A 17,779-nucleotide genomic window follows, 5' to 3' on the forward strand; every position below is an offset into this window, starting at 1 on the left:
CCCGGTAACGGGTTCAGTTGACCGGTACTAATAGGCCGAGGACTTGACTACTAAGCTGCTACGCGTCCACTGTGCAACTCCCGACAAACGAACAACGACACCAGCGAGTATTCGCGGTGGTTGTTTGATATGTCGATAGAGTTACGGCGGTCATGGCGGAGGGGAAACGCCCGGTAACATTCCGAACCCGGAAGCTAAGCCCTCCAGCGCCGATGGTACTGCACTCGGGAGGGTGTGGGAGAGTAGGACACCGCCGGACAATCTTTCGCTCAGGGCCACCCCGAAAAGGGGTGGCCCTGAGCGCATTTCGGTGTCCGTTCCGCAATGCGGAACGCCGCCGACGTGCGGCGGCGTTCCACGGGAAAGTCGAGACTCAACGACGCTGGATGCCCTCCCGCAGTTGGCGGAACAGGGCGGCGGAGTCGTCGACGGACCGCCCCGGGAACATCGCCATCACCACGCTGCCGTGGTCGGCCCAGCCGCACACCGCGAAGTCCCCGCCGTCGCCGCTGGTCGTACCGCACTTCATCACGCCGCCCAGGCGCCCGGCGTCCACCTCGCGCAGGCCGGTGACCTTGCCGGTCTCGTCGGCCATCAGCCCGAAGAGGCTGTCCAGGTCGTGCTCGGGTTGCCACAGCAGGGTCGTGCCGCCGAAGACGAGCACCGCCCGCTTGGCGTCCGCCGGATCGCTGTAGACGGTGCCGAAGCTCCGGTCCAGGTCGATGTCGGCGGCGAAGCCGTCCCGCAGGTAGTCCGCGGTGGTGCGGGCGCGGTCGCTGTCGTCCCGAATCAGCCCGGCGAGCTTCGCCGGCGGGGTCAGCGTGGTGTCCTTCTGCGCGAGGACCTGCCAACCCCCGACCCCGAGCGCGCCGAGGCCGGCGAGCCCGACGACCAGGGCGGCACCGAGCGCGATCCGGCGCCGACGGGAGGCCGGCCGTGCCGCGTCGGGCTCCAGCGCCGGGTCTCGGCGGCTCAGCTGGATCGGCTCGTCGGTCAGGTCGACGGGCTCCGCCCCGTCGCCGACCGGCCGCTCGGTGAGATGTGCGTCGGACATGTCCGCCACCGTACGCGAACAGGAGGTGGCGCACGTCGGGTCTCCGAAAGCGCTCCGTAGACTTCTAGGGTGACCGAGAGACTGGATGCCCGACGCCCCGACGCCCCGACCCTTGCCGGCCAGTACCAGCCCGGCGAGGTAGAGCAGCGACGGTACGAGCAGTGGGTAGCCGCCGGCCACTTCCGGGCGAGGGCGGAGAGCGACAAGCCCCCCTTCACCATCGTCATCCCGCCGCCGAACGTCACCGGTTCGCTGCACATGGGCCATGCGTTCGAGCACACGCTGATGGACGCGTTGAGCCGGCGCAAGCGGATGCAGGGCTACGAGGCGCTCTGGCTGCCCGGCATGGACCACGCCGGCATCGCCACCCAGAACTTGGTCGAGCGGCAGCTCGCCGGCGAGGGCCTGTCCCGGCATGATCTCGGCCGGGAGAAGTTCGTCGAGCGGGTCTGGCAGTGGAAGGCCGAATCCGGCGGCGCGATCCTGGGCCAGATGCGGCGCCTCGGTGACGCGGTCGACTGGGACCGCGAGCGCTTCACCATGGACGAGGGCCTGTCCCGCGCCGTCCAGACCATGTTCAAGAAGCTCTTCGACGACGGCCTGATCTACCGGGCGAACCGCATCATCAACTGGTGCCCGCGCTGCCTCACCGCACTGTCGGACATCGAGGTGGAGCACACCGACGACGAGGGTGAGCTGATCTCGATCCGCTACAGCGACGAGGTCGTGGTGGCCACCACCCGGGCCGAGACGATGCTCGGCGACACCGCGGTCGCGGTGCACCCGGACGACGAGCGGTACCAGCACCTGATCGGCACCGAGGTGGCGCTGCCGCTGACCGGCCGGCGGATCCCGATCGTGGCCGACGCGCACGTCGACCCCAGCTTCGGCACCGGCATGGTCAAGGTGACGCCGGCGCACGACCCGAACGACTTCGAGATCGGCCAGCGGCACGACCTGCCGGCCCTGACGATCATGGACGAGCGGGGCATCATCACCGCGCCGGGCCCGTTCGAGGGCCTGGACCGGTACGAGGCCCGCCCGGCGATCGTGGCGGCGCTGCGCGAGCAGGGTCTGATCGTCGCCGAGAAGCGGCCGTACGTGCACGCGGTGGGGCACTGCTCGAGGTGCAAGACGACGGTCGAGCCGCGGCTGTCGCTGCAGTGGTTCGTCAACACCGCCCCGCTGGCGAAGGCCGCCGGCGACGCGGTTCGCGACGGCCGGGTGAAGATCGAGCCGGCCGAGCTGGCCAAGCGCTACTTCGCCTGGGTCGACAACATGCACGACTGGTGCATCTCCCGGCAGCTCTGGTGGGGTCACCGCATCCCGGTCTGGTACGGCCCGGACGGCGAGATCGTCTGCGTCGGCCCGGACGAGCAGCCGCCGACCGGCGAGGGGTGGCGGCAGGACGAGGACGTCCTGGACACCTGGTTCTCCAGCGGGCTGTGGCCGTTCTCCACCCTGGGCTGGCCGGAGCGCACGCCGGACCTGGCGAAGTTCTACCCGACCAGTGTGCTGGTCACCGGCTACGACATCCTCTTCTTCTGGGTCGCCCGGATGATGATGTTCGGCCTGTACGCGATGGACGGCGTGCAGCCGTTCGACGTGGTCGCCCTGCACGGCATGGTCCGCGACGAGCACGGCAAGAAGATGTCGAAGTCGTTCGGGAACGTGGTCGACCCGCTGGACTGGATCGACCGGTTCGGCGCCGACGCCACCCGGTTCACCCTGGCCCGGGGCGCCAACCCCGGCCAGGACGTGCCGGTCAGCGAGGAGTGGTGCCAGGGCTCCCGCAACTTCTGCAACAAGCTCTGGAACGCCACCCGGTTCGCGCTGATGAACGGCGCGCACACCGACGGGCCGCTGCCCGAGGTGGGCACCCTGTCGACCGTCGACCGGTGGATCCTGTCCCGGCTGGCGCACGTCACCGCCGAGGTGGACGAGCAGTTCGAGGCGTACGAGTTCGCCAAGGTCTGCGACCTGCTCTACCACTTCGCCTGGGACGACGTCTGCGACTGGTACGTGGAGCTGAGCAAGCCGGTGCTCGCCGATGGCGGGCCGGCCGCCGAGGCCACCCGGCGGGTGCTCGGGCACGTGCTGGACCAGCTGCTGCGGCTGCTGCACCCGGTCATCCCGTTCGTCACCGAGGAGCTGTGGACCGCGCTCACCGGCGGCGAGACGGTGATGACGGCGGCCTGGCCGGTGGCCGACCGCACCCTCGTCGACGACGCCGCGGAGGGCGAGGTCGGCACCCTGCAGCGGGTGGTGACCGAGATCCGGCGGTTCCGTTCCGACCAGGGGCTGCGCCCGACGCAGCGGGTGGCGGCCCGGCTCGACGGCCTCGCCGCCGCCGGGATCGCCGCGCACGAGCCGCTGATCCGGTCGCTGGTCCGCCTCGACGCCGCCGGCGACGACTTCCAGGCCAGCGCCACCCTCGCCATGCCTGGCGAGGTGAGCGTCGCGCTGGACACCCGGGGGTCGATCGACGTGGCCGCCGAGCGGGGCCGGCTCACCAAGGACCGGGCGGCCGCCGAGAAGGAGGTCGCGCAGGCGCGGGCGAAGCTGGACAACCCGGCGTTCGTCGGCAAGGCCCCCGAGCACGTGGTCGCCAAGATCCGGGAGCGGCTCGCGGTGGCCGAGGCCGACCTGGTCCGCATCGACGCCGCCTTGGAGGCGCTGCCCTCGTGACCGATCGCACCGAATTTGCCGAGGTGGAAGCCGCGCTCAACGCGCGTGGCTTCACCCGCATGCACTTCGAGCTGGACCGCATCGAGAGCCTGCTCGACCTGCTCGGCAGCCCGCAGCGGGCGTACCCGTCGATCCACCTGACCGGCACGAACGGCAAGACCTCCACGGCCCGGATGATCGACTCGCTGCTGCGGGCGTTCGGGCTGCACACCGGCCGCTACACCAGCCCGCACCTGGAGACCGTCCGGGAGCGGATCAGCCTGGACGGCGAGCCGGTCAGCGAGGAGCGGTTCGTCGCCACGTACCGGGAGGTTGCGCCGCTGGCCGAGCTGGTCGACCAGCGCTCGGCCGAGCCGCTGACCTACTTCGACATGACCACGGCGCTGGCGTTCGCCGCGTTCGCCGACGCCCCGGTCGACGTGGCCGTGGTCGAGGTGGGGCTCGGCGGCGCCGAGGACGCCACCAACGTGATCCAGGCCGGGGTCGCCGTGATCACTCCGATCGGGCTGGACCACACCGAGTGGCTCGGCGACACCATCGAGGACATCGCGCTGCACAAGGCGGGCATCATCCACAAGGGCGCCACGGTGATCGCGGCGGCGCAGGAGGAGGAGGCCGCCCGGCCGATCCTGGAGCGCTGCGCCGAGGTCGGCGCCACCGTCGCCCGGGAGGGCGCCGAGTTCGGGGTGCTGCGCCGGGCGGTCGCGGTCGGCGGCCAGGTGCTCACCATCCAGGGCTTGGGCGGGGTGTACGAGGAGATATTCATCCCGTTGCACGGCGCCCACCAGGCGCAGAACGCGGCCGTGGCGCTCGCCGCCGTGGAGGCGTTCCTCGGCGCGGGGGCGCGCCGGCAGCTCGACGTCGAGGCGGTCCGGGAGGGCTTCGCCGCCGCCAGCTCGCCGGGACGGCTGGAGAAGGTGCGCAACGCGCCGACGATCCTGCTGGACGGCGCGCACAACCCGCACGGGATGACCGCCACGGTCACCGCGCTGCAGGAGGAGTTCGCGTTCAGCAAGCTGGTCGGCGTGCTCGCCGTGCTCGGCGACAAGGACGCGGCCAGCCTGCTGGAGCTGCTGGAGCCGGTGCTCGACACGATCGTGGTCACCGCGAACAGCTCGCCCCGGGCGATGCCCGTCGACGAGTTGGCCGCGTTGGCCCGGGAGGTCTTCGGGCCGGAGCGGGTGCAGGTCGCCGGGGAGATGCCGGACGCCATCGAGGCGGCCGTCGCCGAGGCCGAGTCCGACGTACCCGGCGAGCTGGCCGGCGTCGGGGTGCTGATCACCGGGTCGGTGGTGACCGTGGCCGACGCCCGCCGGCTGCTCAAGCGATGAGCGGCCCGGTGGAGGAGCGACCCGGCGCGGCTGGGGGGCCGGCCGGCGGGCCGGCGGACGTGTCACGGCCCGGGGGCGACGGGCCGGCCGGGCCGGGGGAGCGGCGCTCGGGGCTGCGCAACCCGGAGCGGGCCGTCCGGGGGTTGGGCGCGGGCACGCTCGCGCTCGAGGCGCTGGTGCTGCTGCTGGCCATCCAGCCGATCCGGGTGGTCGGCGGGCACCTGAGCGGTGCCGCCATCGGCGCGATCGTGGCGCTGGCGGTCGCCTGCGTCCTGCTGGCCGGGCAGATGAAGCGGCCGTGGGCCTGGCCCGTCGGCACCGCTCTGCAGGGCCTGCTGATGCTCTCCGGGCTGCTGCACTGGTCGCTGCTCGTGCTGGGCGTCATGTTCGCCCTGGTGTGGGCGTACGCGCTGCACGTGCGGCGGGTCATCCTCGGCTGACCGACCTCCTCCGCTGCCCGGCGGGGGAGGTCAGGCGTCGGCGAGGGTGCGCCACTGGGTGAGGGCGACGCCGTGCCCGTCCGGGTCCCTGAAGGCTGCCGCCCACACCTCCAGCTTGGTGCCCCGGTTCACCACCCGGGGGGCGTAGGTGAAGCGGACACCGGAGTTTCGCAGTCGCTGGTAGGCCGCCTGGATGTCGTCGACCTCGAGGTTGACGTGGACCAGCCGGCGGCTGATCGGGGCGGCCCCGGTCACCCGGCGCAGCACCAGGCGGGTCGGCCCGGAGGCGAGGACGGCGTTGCCGGCGCCCCGGTCCATCTCCTCGAAGCCGAGGTCGCGGTAGAAGTCGAGGGACTGGTCCAGGTCGGTGACGAGCAGGGTGATCCCGACGCCGCTGATCGGGCTGCCGACCACCTCGGCGGGCTCGTCGCCGGCCGGGCCAAAGATGGCCTCGTCCAGCTCCTCGGGCGTGGGTGGCGTCCCCGCGGCCGGCTCGTCCAGCGGGACGTCGATCGAGTCGACCGGCACGGTGTCGAACCGTTCCTCGGCGGGCGGGCGCGGCACCGGGGCCCGGCGGGGCAGCGGAGCGCTCATCGGCTCGACCAGCTCGCCCTCCAGGACCTTCGGGCCACCGGGACGCTGGTGGACCACGACCGGCTCGCGCTCCTCGGGCAGCCCGCCGACGTCGTCGAGGAGCGGGTCCGGCGCGGGCGGGAAGTCGTCGCGGAAGTCGTCCTCCGGGGTCCGGTCGGCCCACGGCGGGGGCTCCTGGGCGATCAGCACCTCTTCCACCGGGTCCGGGCCGGCGTACTCGGGCGGGAGGTCGGCGACCGCGGCGGCGCTCTCGGTGTGGGTGGGCACCTCGTCCCAGAGCACGCGGACGTGCCGCTGGTCGTCGAGGGCGACCCGGACCGGCAGGGCCTGGCCCAGCGACGGCCACTTGGCGACCGGGACCCGGGGTTCGATGATCTTCTTGGAGCGGGGCGGCAGCCCCGGCGCGTCGATCACCAGTTGCAGCTCGCAGCGGCCGAACGCGTACTGCGTGGGCGGCTCCGAGGCGCTGTGCACGTGGCCCAGCCCGACCACCCAGGTGCGCCCGCCCCCGCGTACGGTGGCCAGGGCGATCGCCAGCACGAGCAGCGCCACGCCGAGCGCCACGATGGCCCAGCTCGTCATGCCCAGGCCGAACAGCGTGATGAAGGTCGCCACGGTGCCCAGCACCGCGCCGATCAGCTTGCGTACCGGTGCGATGGGTCGGTTCCCGCCATTCGCCACAGTGGACCTCCCAGGGGTTCCAGGGCCAGGCTAGGCCGGATCGGCGACCGAGGGAAAGAGCGGCCGCCGACCTGGCGCCGGGACCGGGTCGCTAGGCTGACCGTACCCAGCCCGACCCGCTTCCGCGCACAGGAGGAACCCAGCGTGTCCAGCAGCAGCCCGGACGAGCGCACGCTCGTACTGATCAAGCCCGACGCGGTCCGCCGCGGTCTGGTGGGGGAGATCCTCGCCCGGTTCGAGCGCAAGGGCCTGCGGATCGACGCGATGGTGTCCCGGACCATGGACGGCGACTTCGCCGACCAGCACTACGCGGAGCACGTCGACAAGCCGTTCTACCCGCCGCTGAAGGCGTTCATGACCGGCGGTCCGCTGGTGGCCCTGGTGCTCTCCGGCGACCAGGTGATCGAGGTGGTGCGCGGCATGATCGGCAGCACCGACGGCCGCAAGGCCGCCGCCGGCACCATCCGGGGCGACTTCTCCCTCTCCAACCGGGAGAACCTGGTGCACGCCTCCGACTCGGGGGACAGCGCCAAGCGCGAAATCGCGCTCTGGTTCCCCGAGCTCGGCTGACCTCGTCGTCGACGGCCCCGGTCCCCGTCGCGGGGCCGGGGCCGTCGCGCGTGCTCAGCCAGGGACGCGGGTCAGCTTCTCCGGGTTGCCGACCAGGTAGAGGCCGGTGATCCGGCCCTCGGCGGCGGTGGCGGCGAGCGTGTAGCGGACGCCGGTCGGCCAGGTCACCAGCAGGGCCGGCGCGCCGTTCAGCTCGACCGGGGCCGCCTGCACGCCGGCTCCGGGGCGGCCGTAGATCCCGGCGAAGAAGCGGGCGATCCGGTCCGCCCCGTGGATCGGGTTGCGGGCCGCGCGGACCCGCCCGCCGCCGTCGCTCCACGCGGTCGCGTCGGCGGCGACCAGCGCGGTCAGCCGGGCCAGGTCACCCTCGCGGGCGGCGGCGAGGAAGGCGTCCAGCAGCCGCCGCTGCTCGGCCGGGTCGGCGGTGAAGCGCCGCCGTTCGTCGGCGAGCCGGGCCACCGCCCGGTGGTGCAGCTGGCGGCAGTCCGCCGCCGACCGGTCGAGCACCTCGGCGATCTCGGTGTACGGCAGGGCGAAGGCGGTGTGCAGGACGTACACCGCCCGCTCCGGCGGGGTGAGCCGCTCCAGCAGGTGCAGCAGGGCGGTGGAGACCGTCTCCCGCAGCTCGACGGTGTCCAGCGGCCCGAACGGTGACGGGTCGGTGGGCACCGGCTCGGGCAGCCACGGGCCGACGTACGTCTCCCGGGCGGCCTGCCGGGCACGCAGCCGGTCCAGCGCCAGCCGGGTGACCACCCGGGACAGGTACCGGCGCGGCTCGGCGACCGACTCCCGGTCGACGTCGAGCCAGCGCAGGTACGCCTCCTGGAGCACGTCCTCGGCGTCGTGCAGGCTGCCGAGCAGCCGGTAGGCCAGCCCGAGCAGCATCGGCCGGTGCGCGGTGAGCGCACCGGCCGCCTGCGCCGCCGCCGGAAGGGTCACCCCTCGACGGGGGGCTGGTTCTGGCTGGTCACCGAGATCCGGTTCCACACATTGATTGTGGCGATCGCGACGACCAGGTCGGCCAGTTCCTTCTCCGACCAGACTTTCGCGGCGGCGTCCCACACCTCGTCCGGCACGCCGTGCTCGCCCAGCCGGGTGACCGCGTCGGTCAGCGCCAGCGCGGCCCGCTCCCGCTCGGTGAAGAACGGCGCCTCCCGCCAGGCCGCGACGGCGAACAGCCGCCGGCTGGACTCGCCGGCCGCGAGCGCGTCCCGGCTGTGCATGTCGACGCAGAACGAGCAGCCGTTGAGCATCGACGCGCGCAGCTTCACCAGCTCCAGCACGGTGTGGTCCAGGTTGGCGTGGAGGTACTTCTCCAGTCCGAGCACCGCCTGGTAAGCCTGCGGGGCCACCGCCGCAATGTTGATCCGGCTCATCGCCGCCTCCCTCGTGTTCGTCGGTACGCCCACACGACGGGTGGGCCGGCGCCGGGCGTGACAGGTGGTGGGTGTGACCGTGGTCATGCCCGCCGGCCGTCGACGAGTGGTCAGCCGCGGTTCCCCCGCCGGACACCCCGCTCGGCGGTGCGCCTCACCTGTGCCCGGTAGACCTCGGGGGACCGACTCCCGACGGAGGGGACAGATGACTTCTCTCGACCGACGTACCGTGTTGCGCGCCGGACTGCTGACGGGTGCCGGGCTGGCCGGCGGCGGCCTGCTCGGCGGGGAGCCGGCCGGGGCCGCGCCGGCCTGGCGGCCGGCCGACCGGCCGGTGCTCACGCACGGCGTGCAGAGCGGCGACGTGACCGCCGAGTCCGCGCTGGTCTGGGCCCGTGCCGACCGCCCCGGCCGAATGTACGTGGAGGTGAGCCGCCGTCCCGACCTTCGCGGCGCCCGCCTGCTGCGCGGCCCGGTGGTGGACCCGTCGACCGACGGCACCGGCCGGGTCCGGCTGCGCGGCCTGCCCTCCGGCGAGCAGCTGCACTACCGGGTGAGCGTGGAGAGCCTGGACCGGCCCGGGCTGCACAGCGCGCCGCTTACCGGCTCCTTCATCACGGCGCCCGGCCCGCGGGACCGACGGGACGTGCGGTTCGTCTGGACCGGGGACATCGTGGGGCAGGGCTGGGGCATCAGCCCCGACTTCGACGGCCTGGCGATCTTCCGGGCGATGCGGGAGCGCCGCCCCGACTTCTATCTGTGCAGCGGGGACACCGTCTACGCGGACGGGCCGCTCACCGAGACCGTGACGCTGCCCGACGGCCGGATCTGGCGCAACCTGGTCACCCCCGAGAAGAGCAAGGTCGCCGAGACGCTGGCCGAGTACCGCGGCCAGTACGCGTACAACCTGCTCGACGAGCACCTGCGCGCGCTCGCCGCCGAGGTGCCGCAGATCAACCAGTGGGACGACCACGAGGTACGCAACAACTGGTACCCGGGGCAGATCCTCACCGACGACCGGTACACCGAGAAGCGGGTCGACGTGCTCGCCGCCCGGGCCCGGCAGGCGTTCCACGAGTGGGTTCCGGCGCCCGTCGAGGGGACGCTCTACCGCAAGCTGTCGTACGGGCCGCTGCTGGACGTCTTCGTGCTCGACATGCGCACCTACAAGGACCCCAACGACGGCAACAGGTACGCCGACCCGGGGCGCGGCCTGCTCGGCCGGGAGCAGCGGGAGTGGCTGATCCGGGAGCTGACCCGGTCCCGGGCGACCTGGAAGGTGATCGCCAACGACCTGCCGCTCGGCCTGGTGGTGCCGGACGGCGCCGCCGCGCAGGAGGGGGTGGCGCAGGGCGACCCGGGCGCGCCTGCCGGCCGCGAGTTGGAGTTCGCCGAGGTGCTGCGGGCCGTGCACCGGGCGGGCGTCACCGGCATCGTCTTCCTCACTGCGGACGTGCACTACACCGCCGCGCACCACTACGACCCGGCGCGCGCGGCGGTCGGCGACTTCACCCCGTTCTGGGAGTTCGTCTCGGGGCCGGCGCACGCCGGCGCGTTCGGCCCGAACGCCCTGGACGGCACCTTCGGCCCGCAGGCCGTGTTCACCCACGCGCCGCCGCGGGCGAACACCTCGCCCGCCGAGGGCTTCCAGCACTTCGGTGAGGTCGCGATCGACGGCGGGTCCGGCGACCTGACCGTGCACCTGCGCGACCGCGCCGGCGCCTCCCTCTGGACCACCACCCTCCCCGCCCCCACCCCCACCCGCTGACCCCTGACCCCGCCGGGGCGTCGCCCGTGTCGATCATGAAGTTGGCGGCGATGTGGATCTCCACAGGTGCCGCCAACTTCATGATCACCGGGGGGAGTTACAGGGTGTCGAGGGAGGCGCGGCGGCGGGATTCGGCTTCGAAGAGCTTGAGGAGGGCGGCGGCCAGGAGGGCGTAGCCGAGGCCGACGGCGGCCTCGGCGGCGAGCGCCGGGGCGGCCGCCGCGAGGCCCTCGCCGGCCGCCAGGTGGCGGGCGGCCTGCGCGGCGTGGGTGATGGGCAGCGCCTCGCCCACCGTGCGCATCCAGCCGGGCAGCCCGGCGGCGGGCACGTTCACGCCGGTGAGCAGGAGCAGCAGCGCCACCGAGACGTTGGAGACCACCCAGACGTCGCGGAACCGCAACCCCAGCGCGCCCAGGGTGAGGCCGAAGAAACCGCAGGACAGCGCCGCCACCGCGAGGGTCGCCAGCAGCGCCGGCAGCGCCTCCGGCGGCATCCGCAGGCCGAGCAGGAGCGAGCCGACGGTCAGCGTGCTCACCGCGATGAGCAGGCCGTTGCCCGCGTACGGAAGGACCCGGCCGAGGAAGACGGCGGTGCGGCTGCGCGGGGAGAGCAGCACGTGCCCGAGGGTGCCGAAGCGCCGCTCGTTGGCGACCGCCATGGTGCCGCCGAAGACACAGGAGAGCGAGGCGGCGAGCACCGCGTTGCCGACGATGTAGAAGCGGTCGTCGGCGACCCCGAGCTGCCGGCCCAGGTACGCGAAGAAGAGCAGCTGGAAGATCGGACCGACCAGCAGCGAGCCGATGAACATCGCCGGGGTGGTCCAGTTGAACAGGGCCCGGTAGGCGATCACGCCGCCGGTGCCGATCAGCCGGAAGAGTGCCATCGTCGTCCCCCTCAGGCCAGCGCGAGGGTCGCCGCGGCGCGGGCCCGTCGCTCGACGTACGTCATCATCAGCGCGCCGGCGACCAGGCAGCCGAGACTGATCGCCAGGCAGATGCCCAGCGACGGCCAGACCGGGCCGCCGACTGCCGCCTCGTGCACCGCGCGGGCGCCCCAGGTGGTGGGCAGCACGGCGGCGATCGGGCCGGTCCAGCCGGGCAGCACGGTGATCGGCACCAGCATCCCCGAGACCAGCCAGATCGGGTATTCGAGGGTGTTGGTCAGCGCGTTGGCGTTGCGCATCAGCACGAACGTGGAGGCGAGCAGCAGGCCGAACATGCCCAGCCCGAGCACGCAGCCGGGGACCGCGACCAGGAACAGCAGCGGGTGCGCGAAGGTCAGCGGGACGCCGTAGAGCAGCCGGCCCCAGAGTAGGGTGGCGAGCATGGCGTACGTGCCGGTGACCGCGGTGGCCAGGGTGATCGGGAGGATCATCAGCGCCGGCGGGCGGGGCGCCAGCATGATCATCTCCAGGGTGCCCTGCCAGCGCTGCCGCTGGACGGCGCCGCCGGAGCCGAAGAGCACCGACGACCAGACGCCCATCAGCCCGGCGCCCACGGCAGCCTCCAGCAGCCGGCCCGGCTCGCCGCCGGCGCGGAACAGGTGGACCGCCAGGGTCGCCTGCACCACCGGCACGATCAGCGCGGTGGCGATCTCGAACGAGGAGCGGCTGAGCTGCTTGGTGTGCAGCAGCAGGCCCACCCCGAGCATGCGGAGCAGGTTCACGCCGGCACCGCCTCCACCGGGCGGGCCGGGGTGTCCACCCGGTTGACGATCGCCACGTACGCGTCCTCGAGGGTGGGTTGGCGGGCGCTGACCCGGCCCAGCCGGACCCCGTTCAGCTCGCGCAGCACGTCCGCCTGCACGTCCACCCCCGCGTCGGACTGCACGGTCAGCACCTGCGCCGCGCCGGTGACCGTCACGCTCGCCTCGCGTACCCCGGGCAGGGCGTGGATGGCGGCGAGCCGGTCGTCGCTCACCCCGTACGCCTCGACCTCCAGCACCTGCCGGCCGTCGGCGTGGTGCCGCAGCTCGGCCGGGGTGCCCAGCGCCTGGATGGTGCCGTTGGCGATCACCGCGATCCGGTCGCAGAGCTCGTCCGCCTCGGCCATGTAGTGCGTGGTCAGCAGCACGGTGGTGCCGGTGGCGGCCAGGTCGGCGACGGTCTGCCGCAGCTCCCGGGCGGCCACCGGGTCCACCCCGATGGACGGCTCGTCGAGGAAGAGCACCTGCGGTCGGTGCAGCAGGCCCCGGGCGATGTGCAGGCGCTGCCGCATGCCCCGGGAGTAGGCCTCCACCCGCTCGTGCTCGCGGCCGGCCAGCCGGACCAGCTCCAGCAGTTCGGCAATCCGCCCCTTCTGCTCCCGCCCCGGCACGCCGTACAGCTCGGCGAAGTAGCGCAGGTTGTCCAGCGCGGAGAGCCGGTCGTAGAGGCCCCGGTCACCACCGAAGACGTAGCCGATCCGGCGGCGTACCTCCCGGGTCTCGGTGACCACGTCGTGGCCGCACACCCGGGCGGTGCCGGCGGTCGGGATGAGCAGGGTGTTCAGCAGCTTGATGGTGGTGGTCTTCCCGGCGCCGTTCGGACCGAGCAGGCCGAACAGCTCCCCGTTGCCGACCGTCAGGTCGACGCCGCGGACCGCCTCCACCTCCCGGCGCTGGGGTCGCAACCATCCCGTACGGCTGCGGTAGGTGCGGCGCAGCCCGGCCGCCTCGATCGCGTACTCGCTCATGGCCGGGAATCTAGAGACGGCAGGTGGGACGGGGAAACGAATTCGGTGTCGGGCGAATCCTCAGGCGGAGGCGGCCGCCGGGTCCGCCCCGATCAGGGTGACCAGGGCCAGGCCGGCCGGCTCCAGGCCGTACAGGACGCGCCTTCCGGCCCGGCGGCGGTGCACCACCCCGGCGCTCAGCAGCGCGGCGAGGTGCGCCGAGACGGTGCTCGGGGCGAGCCCGAGGGTGGCGGCCAGGCCGGCGGTGGTGGCCGGCCGGGTCAGCGCCCGCAGTACCTGGGCCCGGCCCCGGCCGACGAGCACCGCCAGGCGGTCGGGTTCGGCACCGGCTGACCGCGGCGGCGGACCCGCCTCGGCCAGTACGGCGGCGCCGCGGGCCTGGTAGGAGACCGCGACGATCTCCGGGTGGTCGGTGGAACAGGCCAGCGCACCCCGGGAGAAGATCAGCGGGATCAGCAGCAGCCGCTGGTCCACCGCCCGGAAGCTCTGCTCCAGGGGCTTGACCAGGGTGAGCAGCGGCCGCTCCCAACGCACCCGCTCGTGCAGGTCGGCCAGGAGCGCGTCCGGGCCGTCGGCGGCGAGCGCGCGGGCCCGGTGCAGCACCTCCTCGTCCAGCGCCGCCCGCATCGCCGGCCACCAGGGCGCGACGGCCGCGTCCCAGTACGCCTGGATGCCGTCGGCGAGCTGGTCGAGCGCGGCCTGCCGGTCGCTCACGAACGGGCGCAGCCAGTCCGGCAGGTCGTCGGGATCGTGGTAGCGGGGGATCTGCTCGGCGATCACCTCGGCCGGGGTGGCCCGCAGCGCGGCCAGCTCCTCGCCAAGGGTGGGGGCCGGCGACGGCGGGATCGGGGTGAGGAAGTCCGGGGCGCGGGAGTCGGCGGTGAGCACCCGCGCCGCGGCCGCCGCCGGGCCGGCCAGCGCCCGTCGGGCGTGCCGGGCCCAGCCGGTGTACGGCCAGGGCACCTCCGCCGGGTGGCGCGTCAGCAGGTAGAGGCTGGTCAGCACCTCCCAGAGCGGGCTGGTGGCGATCCGGGTACGCGCCAGCGTGGGCTCGTCCAACTCGATCCGGATCACCCGGCCAGCCTAGCCGTGGTCACGGGGTCGGCCCGGGCCGATACTCGGCGGCGGATCGCCCGCCCGGTCGAGTACGCTGGATCGCACACAGGCGACGACCCGGCCATCACCGGCGAGCCTCCGGAAGAACAGCCGGGTGACCGGCCCAGTAGAACCGGACGGGACCGGCCCGTCACAGCCGGCCAACGAGCGGGCGGTCGCACCTTGACCGCCAAGCGGGGTGGTACCGCGGGCCCGGCCCCGGGGCGCCGGTGACGGCGTACCGGAAAGGGCTCGTCCTCGCAGACCCACGACCGTGAGACTGCGCGAGGAGAGCGACCCCCGATGGCCTATCCGTTGCACGACCCGACCGCCGCCGGCGTGCCGGCGAGCCCGGACCTGCCCGCGGTCGAGCGCCGGGTCCTGGAGCACTGGACGGCCGACAAGACCTTCGAGGCCAGCGTCGAGGCCCGCCCAGCCGGGCAGGACGGCAAGAACGAGTACGTCTTCTACGACGGGCCGCCCTTCGCCAACGGCCTGCCGCACTACGGCCACCTCTTCACCGGGTACGTCAAGGATGTGGTGCCGCGCTACCAGACCATGCGCGGCAAGCACGTCGAGCGCCGGTTCGGCTGGGACTGCCACGGCCTGCCGGCCGAGGTGGTGGCCGAGAAGCAGCTCGGCATCACCAGCAAGGCGGAGATCCTCGACCTCGGCGTGGCCCGGTTCAACGAGGCCTGCCGCACCTCGGTGCTGGAGTTCACCCAGGACTGGGAGCGGTACGTTACCCGGCAGGCCCGCTGGGTCGACTTCGCCAACGACTACAAGACGCTCGACCTGGACTACATGGAAAGCGTCATGTGGGCCTTCAAGACCCTGCACGACAAGGGTCTGGTCTACGAGGGCTTCCGGGTGCTGGCGTACTGCTGGCGGTGCGAGACCCCGCTGTCGAACACCGAGACCCGGATGGACGACGTCTACAAGGACCGGCACGACCCGACCCTGTCGGTCTGGTTCGAGCTGACCGCGGACGAGTCGGCCCCCGAGCTGGTGCGCGGGCCGGTGCGGCTCGGCGTCTGGACCACCACGCCGTGGACCCTGCCGTCGAACCTGGCGCTCGCCGTCGGCCCGGACATCGAGTACGCGGTGCTGGAGCGCGACGGGCAGCGCCACGTCGTCGGCGCCGCGCGGCTCGGCGCGTACGCCAAGGAGCTGGAGGGGTACGAGCAGGTCGGCACGGTGTACGGCCGGGACCTGGTCGGGCGCCGCTACACGCCGCTCTACGACTTCCTGGTCGAGCAGGCCGGGCCGAACGCCTACCAGGTGCTGGGTGCGGACTTCGTGACCACCGAGGACGGCACCGGGATCGTCCATCTGGCTCCGGCCTTCGGTGAGGACGACCAGAACACCTGCAACGCGGCCGGCATCCCGACCGTGGTGACCGTGGACGACCACACCCGGTTCACCGCGCTGGTCCCGCCGTACCAGGGCGAGCAGGTCTTCGACGTGAACAAGCCGGTGATCCGCGAGCTGAAGGAGCGGGGGGTGGTGCTCAAGCAGGACACCTACACCCACTCCTACCCGCACTGCTGGCGCTGCGACACCCCGCTGGTCTACAAGGCGGTGTCGTCGTGGTTCGTCGCGGTCAGCCAGTTCAAGGACCGGATGGTCGAGCTGAACCAGCAGATCAACTGGACCCCGGGGCACATCAAGGACGGCTCGTTCGGCAAGTGGCTGGCCAACGCCCGGGACTGGTCGATCAGCCGGAACCGGTTCTGGGGCTCCCCGATCCCGGTGTGGAAGTCGGACGACCCGAACTACCCGCGGGTCGATGCGTACGGCTCGCTGGCCGAGCTCGAGCGGGACTTCGGCGTACGCCTGACCGACCTGCACCGGCCGGCGGTCGACGACCTGGTCCGCCCCAACCCGGACGACCCGACCGGGAAGTCGATGATGCGCCGGGTGCCGGAGGTGCTGGACTGCTGGTTCGAGTCCGGCTCGATGCCGTTCGCCCAGGTGCACTACCCGTTCGAGAACCGCGAGTGGTTCGAGCACCACTACCCGGGCGACTTCATCGTCGAGTACATCGGACAGACGCGTGGCTGGTTCTACACCATGCACGTGCTGGCCACCGCGCTGTTCGACCGGCCGGCCTTCCGCAACTGCCTCAGCCACGGCATCCTGCTCGGCTCGGACGGCCGCAAGATGTCCAAGAGCCTGCGCAACTACCCGGACGTCTACCACGTCTTCGACTCGTACGGGTCGGACGCGATGCGGTGGATGCTGATGTCCTCTCCGGTGCTGCGCGGCGGCGACATGGCGGTGACCGAGACGCTGATCCGGGACGCGGTGCGCCAGGTGCTGCTGCCGCTCTGGAACGTCTGGTACTTCTTCTCGCTCTACGCCAACGCGGACGGGTACACCGCGCAGCGGCGGGTGGATTCCACCCACCTGCTCGACCGGTATGTGCTGGCGAAGACGAACGAGTTGGTGTCGACGGTCCAGGCGCAGTTCGACGCGTACGACATCTCCGGCGCCTGCGCCACCGTGCGGTCCTACCTGGACGCGCTGACCAACTGGTACGTGCGCCGCTCCCGGGACCGGTTCTGGTCCGGCGACGCGGACGCGTTCGACACGCTGTCGACCGTGCTGGAGACGCTCTGCCGGGTGGTGGCGCCGCTGGCGCCGCTGACCGCGGAGGAGATCTGGCGCGGCCTCACCGGCGAGCGGTCGGTGCACCTGACCGACTGGCCGTCGGCGGACGAGTTCCCGGCCGACCACGACCTCGTCTCGGCGATGGACAACGTGCGGGCGGTCGCCTCGGCGGCGCTGTCGCTGCGCAAGGCCAAGGGGCTGCGGGTCCGGCTGCCGCTGTCGAAGCTGACGGTGGCCTCGCCGGTCGCCGCCCAGCTGCGGCCCTTCGCCGCCCTGGTCGCCGACGAGGTCAACGTGAAGGAGGTCGTCGTCACCGACGAGGTGTCCGCGTACTGCCAGCAGGTGCTGACCGTGGTGCCCCGGGCGCTCGGCCCGCGGGTCGGCAAGGCGGTCCAGCAGGTGATCAAGGCGGTGAAGGCGGGGGACTGGGAACTGGTCGACGGCGCCCCGGTCGCCGCCGGGGTCACCCTCGCCGAGGGCGAGTACGAGCTGCGCCTGGTCGCCGCCGACGCCGAGCACTCCGCGCCGCTGCCCGGCGGCGAGGGCGTGGTCGTGCTGGACACCGAGGTCACCCCGGAGCTAGCCGCCGAGGGGCTGGCCCGGGACGTGGTCCGGGTGGTGCAGCAGGCCCGGCGGGACGCCGACCTGGACGTCTCGGACCGGATCGCGGTGGCGGTCTCGGCCTCGGAGGAGGTCCGCGCGGCGGTGGCCGCGTACACCGACTTCGTGGCCCGGGAGGTGCTGGCCGACACGGTCGACTTCGCCGAGGGCGTCGACGGCTTCGCCGGCGAGGTCGGCGAGGGCGAGCGGGTGACGGTGGCCGTCCGGCGGGTATGAGGTCCTGATGGTGGTGGTCCGGCGGCGGGGACGTCGCCGGGCCACCCCACGGGCGGCCGG

Annotated in this window: 14 protein-coding genes and 1 rRNA gene; 7 read left to right on the forward strand and 8 right to left on the reverse strand. The window is 72.8% G+C overall.

Translation table 11 applies throughout. The annotated features are described in order from the left end of the window. The first annotated feature begins 142 nt into the window (after positions 1-142). Positions 143-259, forward strand: a 5S ribosomal RNA gene (gene rrf / locus ACZ6S5_RS13440). Between the two features lie 114 nt (positions 260-373). Here the strand turns inward: rrf and ACZ6S5_RS13445 are convergent. Next, positions 374-1,054 carry a hypothetical protein gene (locus tag ACZ6S5_RS13445; protein ID WP_466000317.1) on the reverse strand — a complete coding sequence of 227 codons (681 nt, stop codon included), beginning with the start codon at positions 1,052-1,054 and terminating at the stop codon, positions 374-376. Positions 1,055-1,123: 69 nt separating this feature from the next. Here ACZ6S5_RS13445 and ACZ6S5_RS13450 point away from each other — a divergent pair, with 69 nt between their 5' ends. From ACZ6S5_RS13450 to ACZ6S5_RS13460, 3 genes are read left to right on the forward strand one after another with little or no spacing between them, the layout of a single operon-like run. Then, positions 1,124-3,742, forward strand: coding sequence for a valine--tRNA ligase (locus tag ACZ6S5_RS13450; RefSeq protein ID WP_466000319.1), 2,619 nt, complete (start codon positions 1,124-1,126; stop codon positions 3,740-3,742). Continuing rightward, complete coding sequence (locus tag ACZ6S5_RS13455; protein ID WP_466000321.1) at positions 3,739-5,073, forward strand: bifunctional folylpolyglutamate synthase/dihydrofolate synthase; 1,335 nt, start codon at positions 3,739-3,741, stop codon at positions 5,071-5,073. The genes ACZ6S5_RS13450 and ACZ6S5_RS13455 overlap by 4 nt, the downstream gene beginning before the upstream one ends. Then, positions 5,070-5,513 carry a DUF4233 domain-containing protein gene (locus ACZ6S5_RS13460; RefSeq protein WP_466000323.1) on the forward strand — a complete coding sequence of 148 codons (444 nt, stop codon included), beginning with the start codon at positions 5,070-5,072 and terminating at the stop codon, positions 5,511-5,513. Before ACZ6S5_RS13455 ends, ACZ6S5_RS13460 begins: the two co-directional genes overlap by 4 nt. A 30-nt stretch (positions 5,514-5,543) precedes the next feature. Here the strand turns inward: ACZ6S5_RS13460 and ACZ6S5_RS13465 are convergent, their stop codons facing one another. Beyond that, a complete protein-coding gene (locus ACZ6S5_RS13465) occupies positions 5,544-6,788 on the reverse strand; it encodes a VOC family protein (protein WP_466000324.1) in 1,245 nt (414 codons plus the stop codon). A 144-nt stretch (positions 6,789-6,932) separates the two neighbouring features. Between ACZ6S5_RS13465 and ndk the strand changes: the two genes are divergently transcribed. Continuing rightward, positions 6,933-7,358, forward strand: coding sequence for a nucleoside-diphosphate kinase (gene ndk, locus ACZ6S5_RS13470; protein WP_466000325.1), 426 nt, complete (start codon positions 6,933-6,935; stop codon positions 7,356-7,358). A 54-nt stretch (positions 7,359-7,412) separates the two neighbouring features. On the opposite strand, the gene sigJ is transcribed toward ndk, so the two are convergent. Both sigJ and ACZ6S5_RS13480 read right to left on the reverse strand, forming a co-directional pair. Beyond that, entirely contained in the window at positions 7,413-8,297 is an 885-nt protein-coding gene (sigJ, locus tag ACZ6S5_RS13475; protein ID WP_466000326.1) for an RNA polymerase sigma factor SigJ, read from the reverse strand. After that, positions 8,294-8,734: a carboxymuconolactone decarboxylase family protein gene (locus ACZ6S5_RS13480; RefSeq protein ID WP_466000327.1), complete on the reverse strand. Its 441-nt coding sequence runs from the start codon at positions 8,732-8,734 to the stop codon at positions 8,294-8,296. Before ACZ6S5_RS13480 ends, sigJ begins: the two co-directional genes overlap by 4 nt. Positions 8,735-8,939: 205 nt before the next feature. Here ACZ6S5_RS13480 and ACZ6S5_RS13485 point away from each other — a divergent pair, with 205 nt between their 5' ends. After that, a complete protein-coding gene (locus tag ACZ6S5_RS13485) occupies positions 8,940-10,502 on the forward strand; it encodes an alkaline phosphatase D family protein (RefSeq protein WP_466000328.1) in 1,563 nt (520 codons plus the stop codon). A gap of 97 nt (positions 10,503-10,599) precedes the next feature. Here ACZ6S5_RS13485 and ACZ6S5_RS13490 read toward each other — a convergent pair whose 3' ends face one another. The 4 genes from ACZ6S5_RS13490 to ACZ6S5_RS13505 are packed head-to-tail and all read right to left on the reverse strand — an operon-like array spanning position 10,600 to position 14,248. Then, a complete protein-coding gene (locus ACZ6S5_RS13490; protein ID WP_466000330.1) occupies positions 10,600-11,385 on the reverse strand; it encodes an ABC transporter permease in 786 nt (261 codons plus the stop codon). An 11-nt stretch (positions 11,386-11,396) separates the two neighbouring features. Further along, entirely contained in the window at positions 11,397-12,167 is a 771-nt protein-coding gene (locus tag ACZ6S5_RS13495) for an ABC transporter permease (RefSeq protein WP_466000332.1), read from the reverse strand. Further along, positions 12,164-13,174: an ABC transporter ATP-binding protein gene (locus ACZ6S5_RS13500; protein ID WP_466000333.1), complete on the reverse strand. Its 1,011-nt coding sequence runs from the start codon at positions 13,172-13,174 to the stop codon at positions 12,164-12,166. Before ACZ6S5_RS13500 ends, ACZ6S5_RS13495 begins: the two co-directional genes overlap by 4 nt. A gap of 60 nt (positions 13,175-13,234) precedes the next feature. Then, positions 13,235-14,248: an ArsR/SmtB family transcription factor gene (locus ACZ6S5_RS13505; RefSeq protein ID WP_466000334.1), complete on the reverse strand. Its 1,014-nt coding sequence runs from the start codon at positions 14,246-14,248 to the stop codon at positions 13,235-13,237. Positions 14,249-14,572: 324 nt separating this feature from the next. On the opposite strand from ACZ6S5_RS13505, the gene ileS reads away from it, so the two are divergent. Beyond that, positions 14,573-17,719 (forward strand): isoleucine--tRNA ligase, encoded by a 3,147-nt coding sequence (gene ileS / locus ACZ6S5_RS13510; RefSeq protein WP_466000336.1) that lies wholly within the window; start codon positions 14,573-14,575, stop codon positions 17,717-17,719. Positions 17,720-17,779: the final 60 nt, after the last annotated feature.

The organism is Micromonospora sp. NPDC051924, assembly GCF_055586005.1.

What these genes read in the sequence shown, in the direction of transcription:
- ACZ6S5_RS13445 (WP_466000317.1), bottom strand. Translation starts at nt 1,054, where the DNA reads ATGTCCGACGCACATCTCACCGAGCGGCCGGTCGGCGACGGGGCGGAG.
- ACZ6S5_RS13460 (WP_466000323.1), top strand. Translation starts at nt 5,070, where the DNA reads ATGAGCGGCCCGGTGGAGGAGCGACCCGGCGCGGCTGGGGGGCCGGCC.
- ACZ6S5_RS13480 (WP_466000327.1), bottom strand. Translation starts at nt 8,734, where the DNA reads ATGAGCCGGATCAACATTGCGGCGGTGGCCCCGCAGGCTTACCAGGCG.
- ACZ6S5_RS13485 (WP_466000328.1), top strand. Translation starts at nt 8,940, where the DNA reads ATGACTTCTCTCGACCGACGTACCGTGTTGCGCGCCGGACTGCTGACG.
- ACZ6S5_RS13490 (WP_466000330.1), bottom strand. Translation starts at nt 11,385, where the DNA reads ATGGCACTCTTCCGGCTGATCGGCACCGGCGGCGTGATCGCCTACCGG.
- ACZ6S5_RS13500 (WP_466000333.1), bottom strand. Translation starts at nt 13,174, where the DNA reads ATGAGCGAGTACGCGATCGAGGCGGCCGGGCTGCGCCGCACCTACCGC.
- ileS (WP_466000336.1), top strand. Translation starts at nt 14,573, where the DNA reads ATGGCCTATCCGTTGCACGACCCGACCGCCGCCGGCGTGCCGGCGAGC.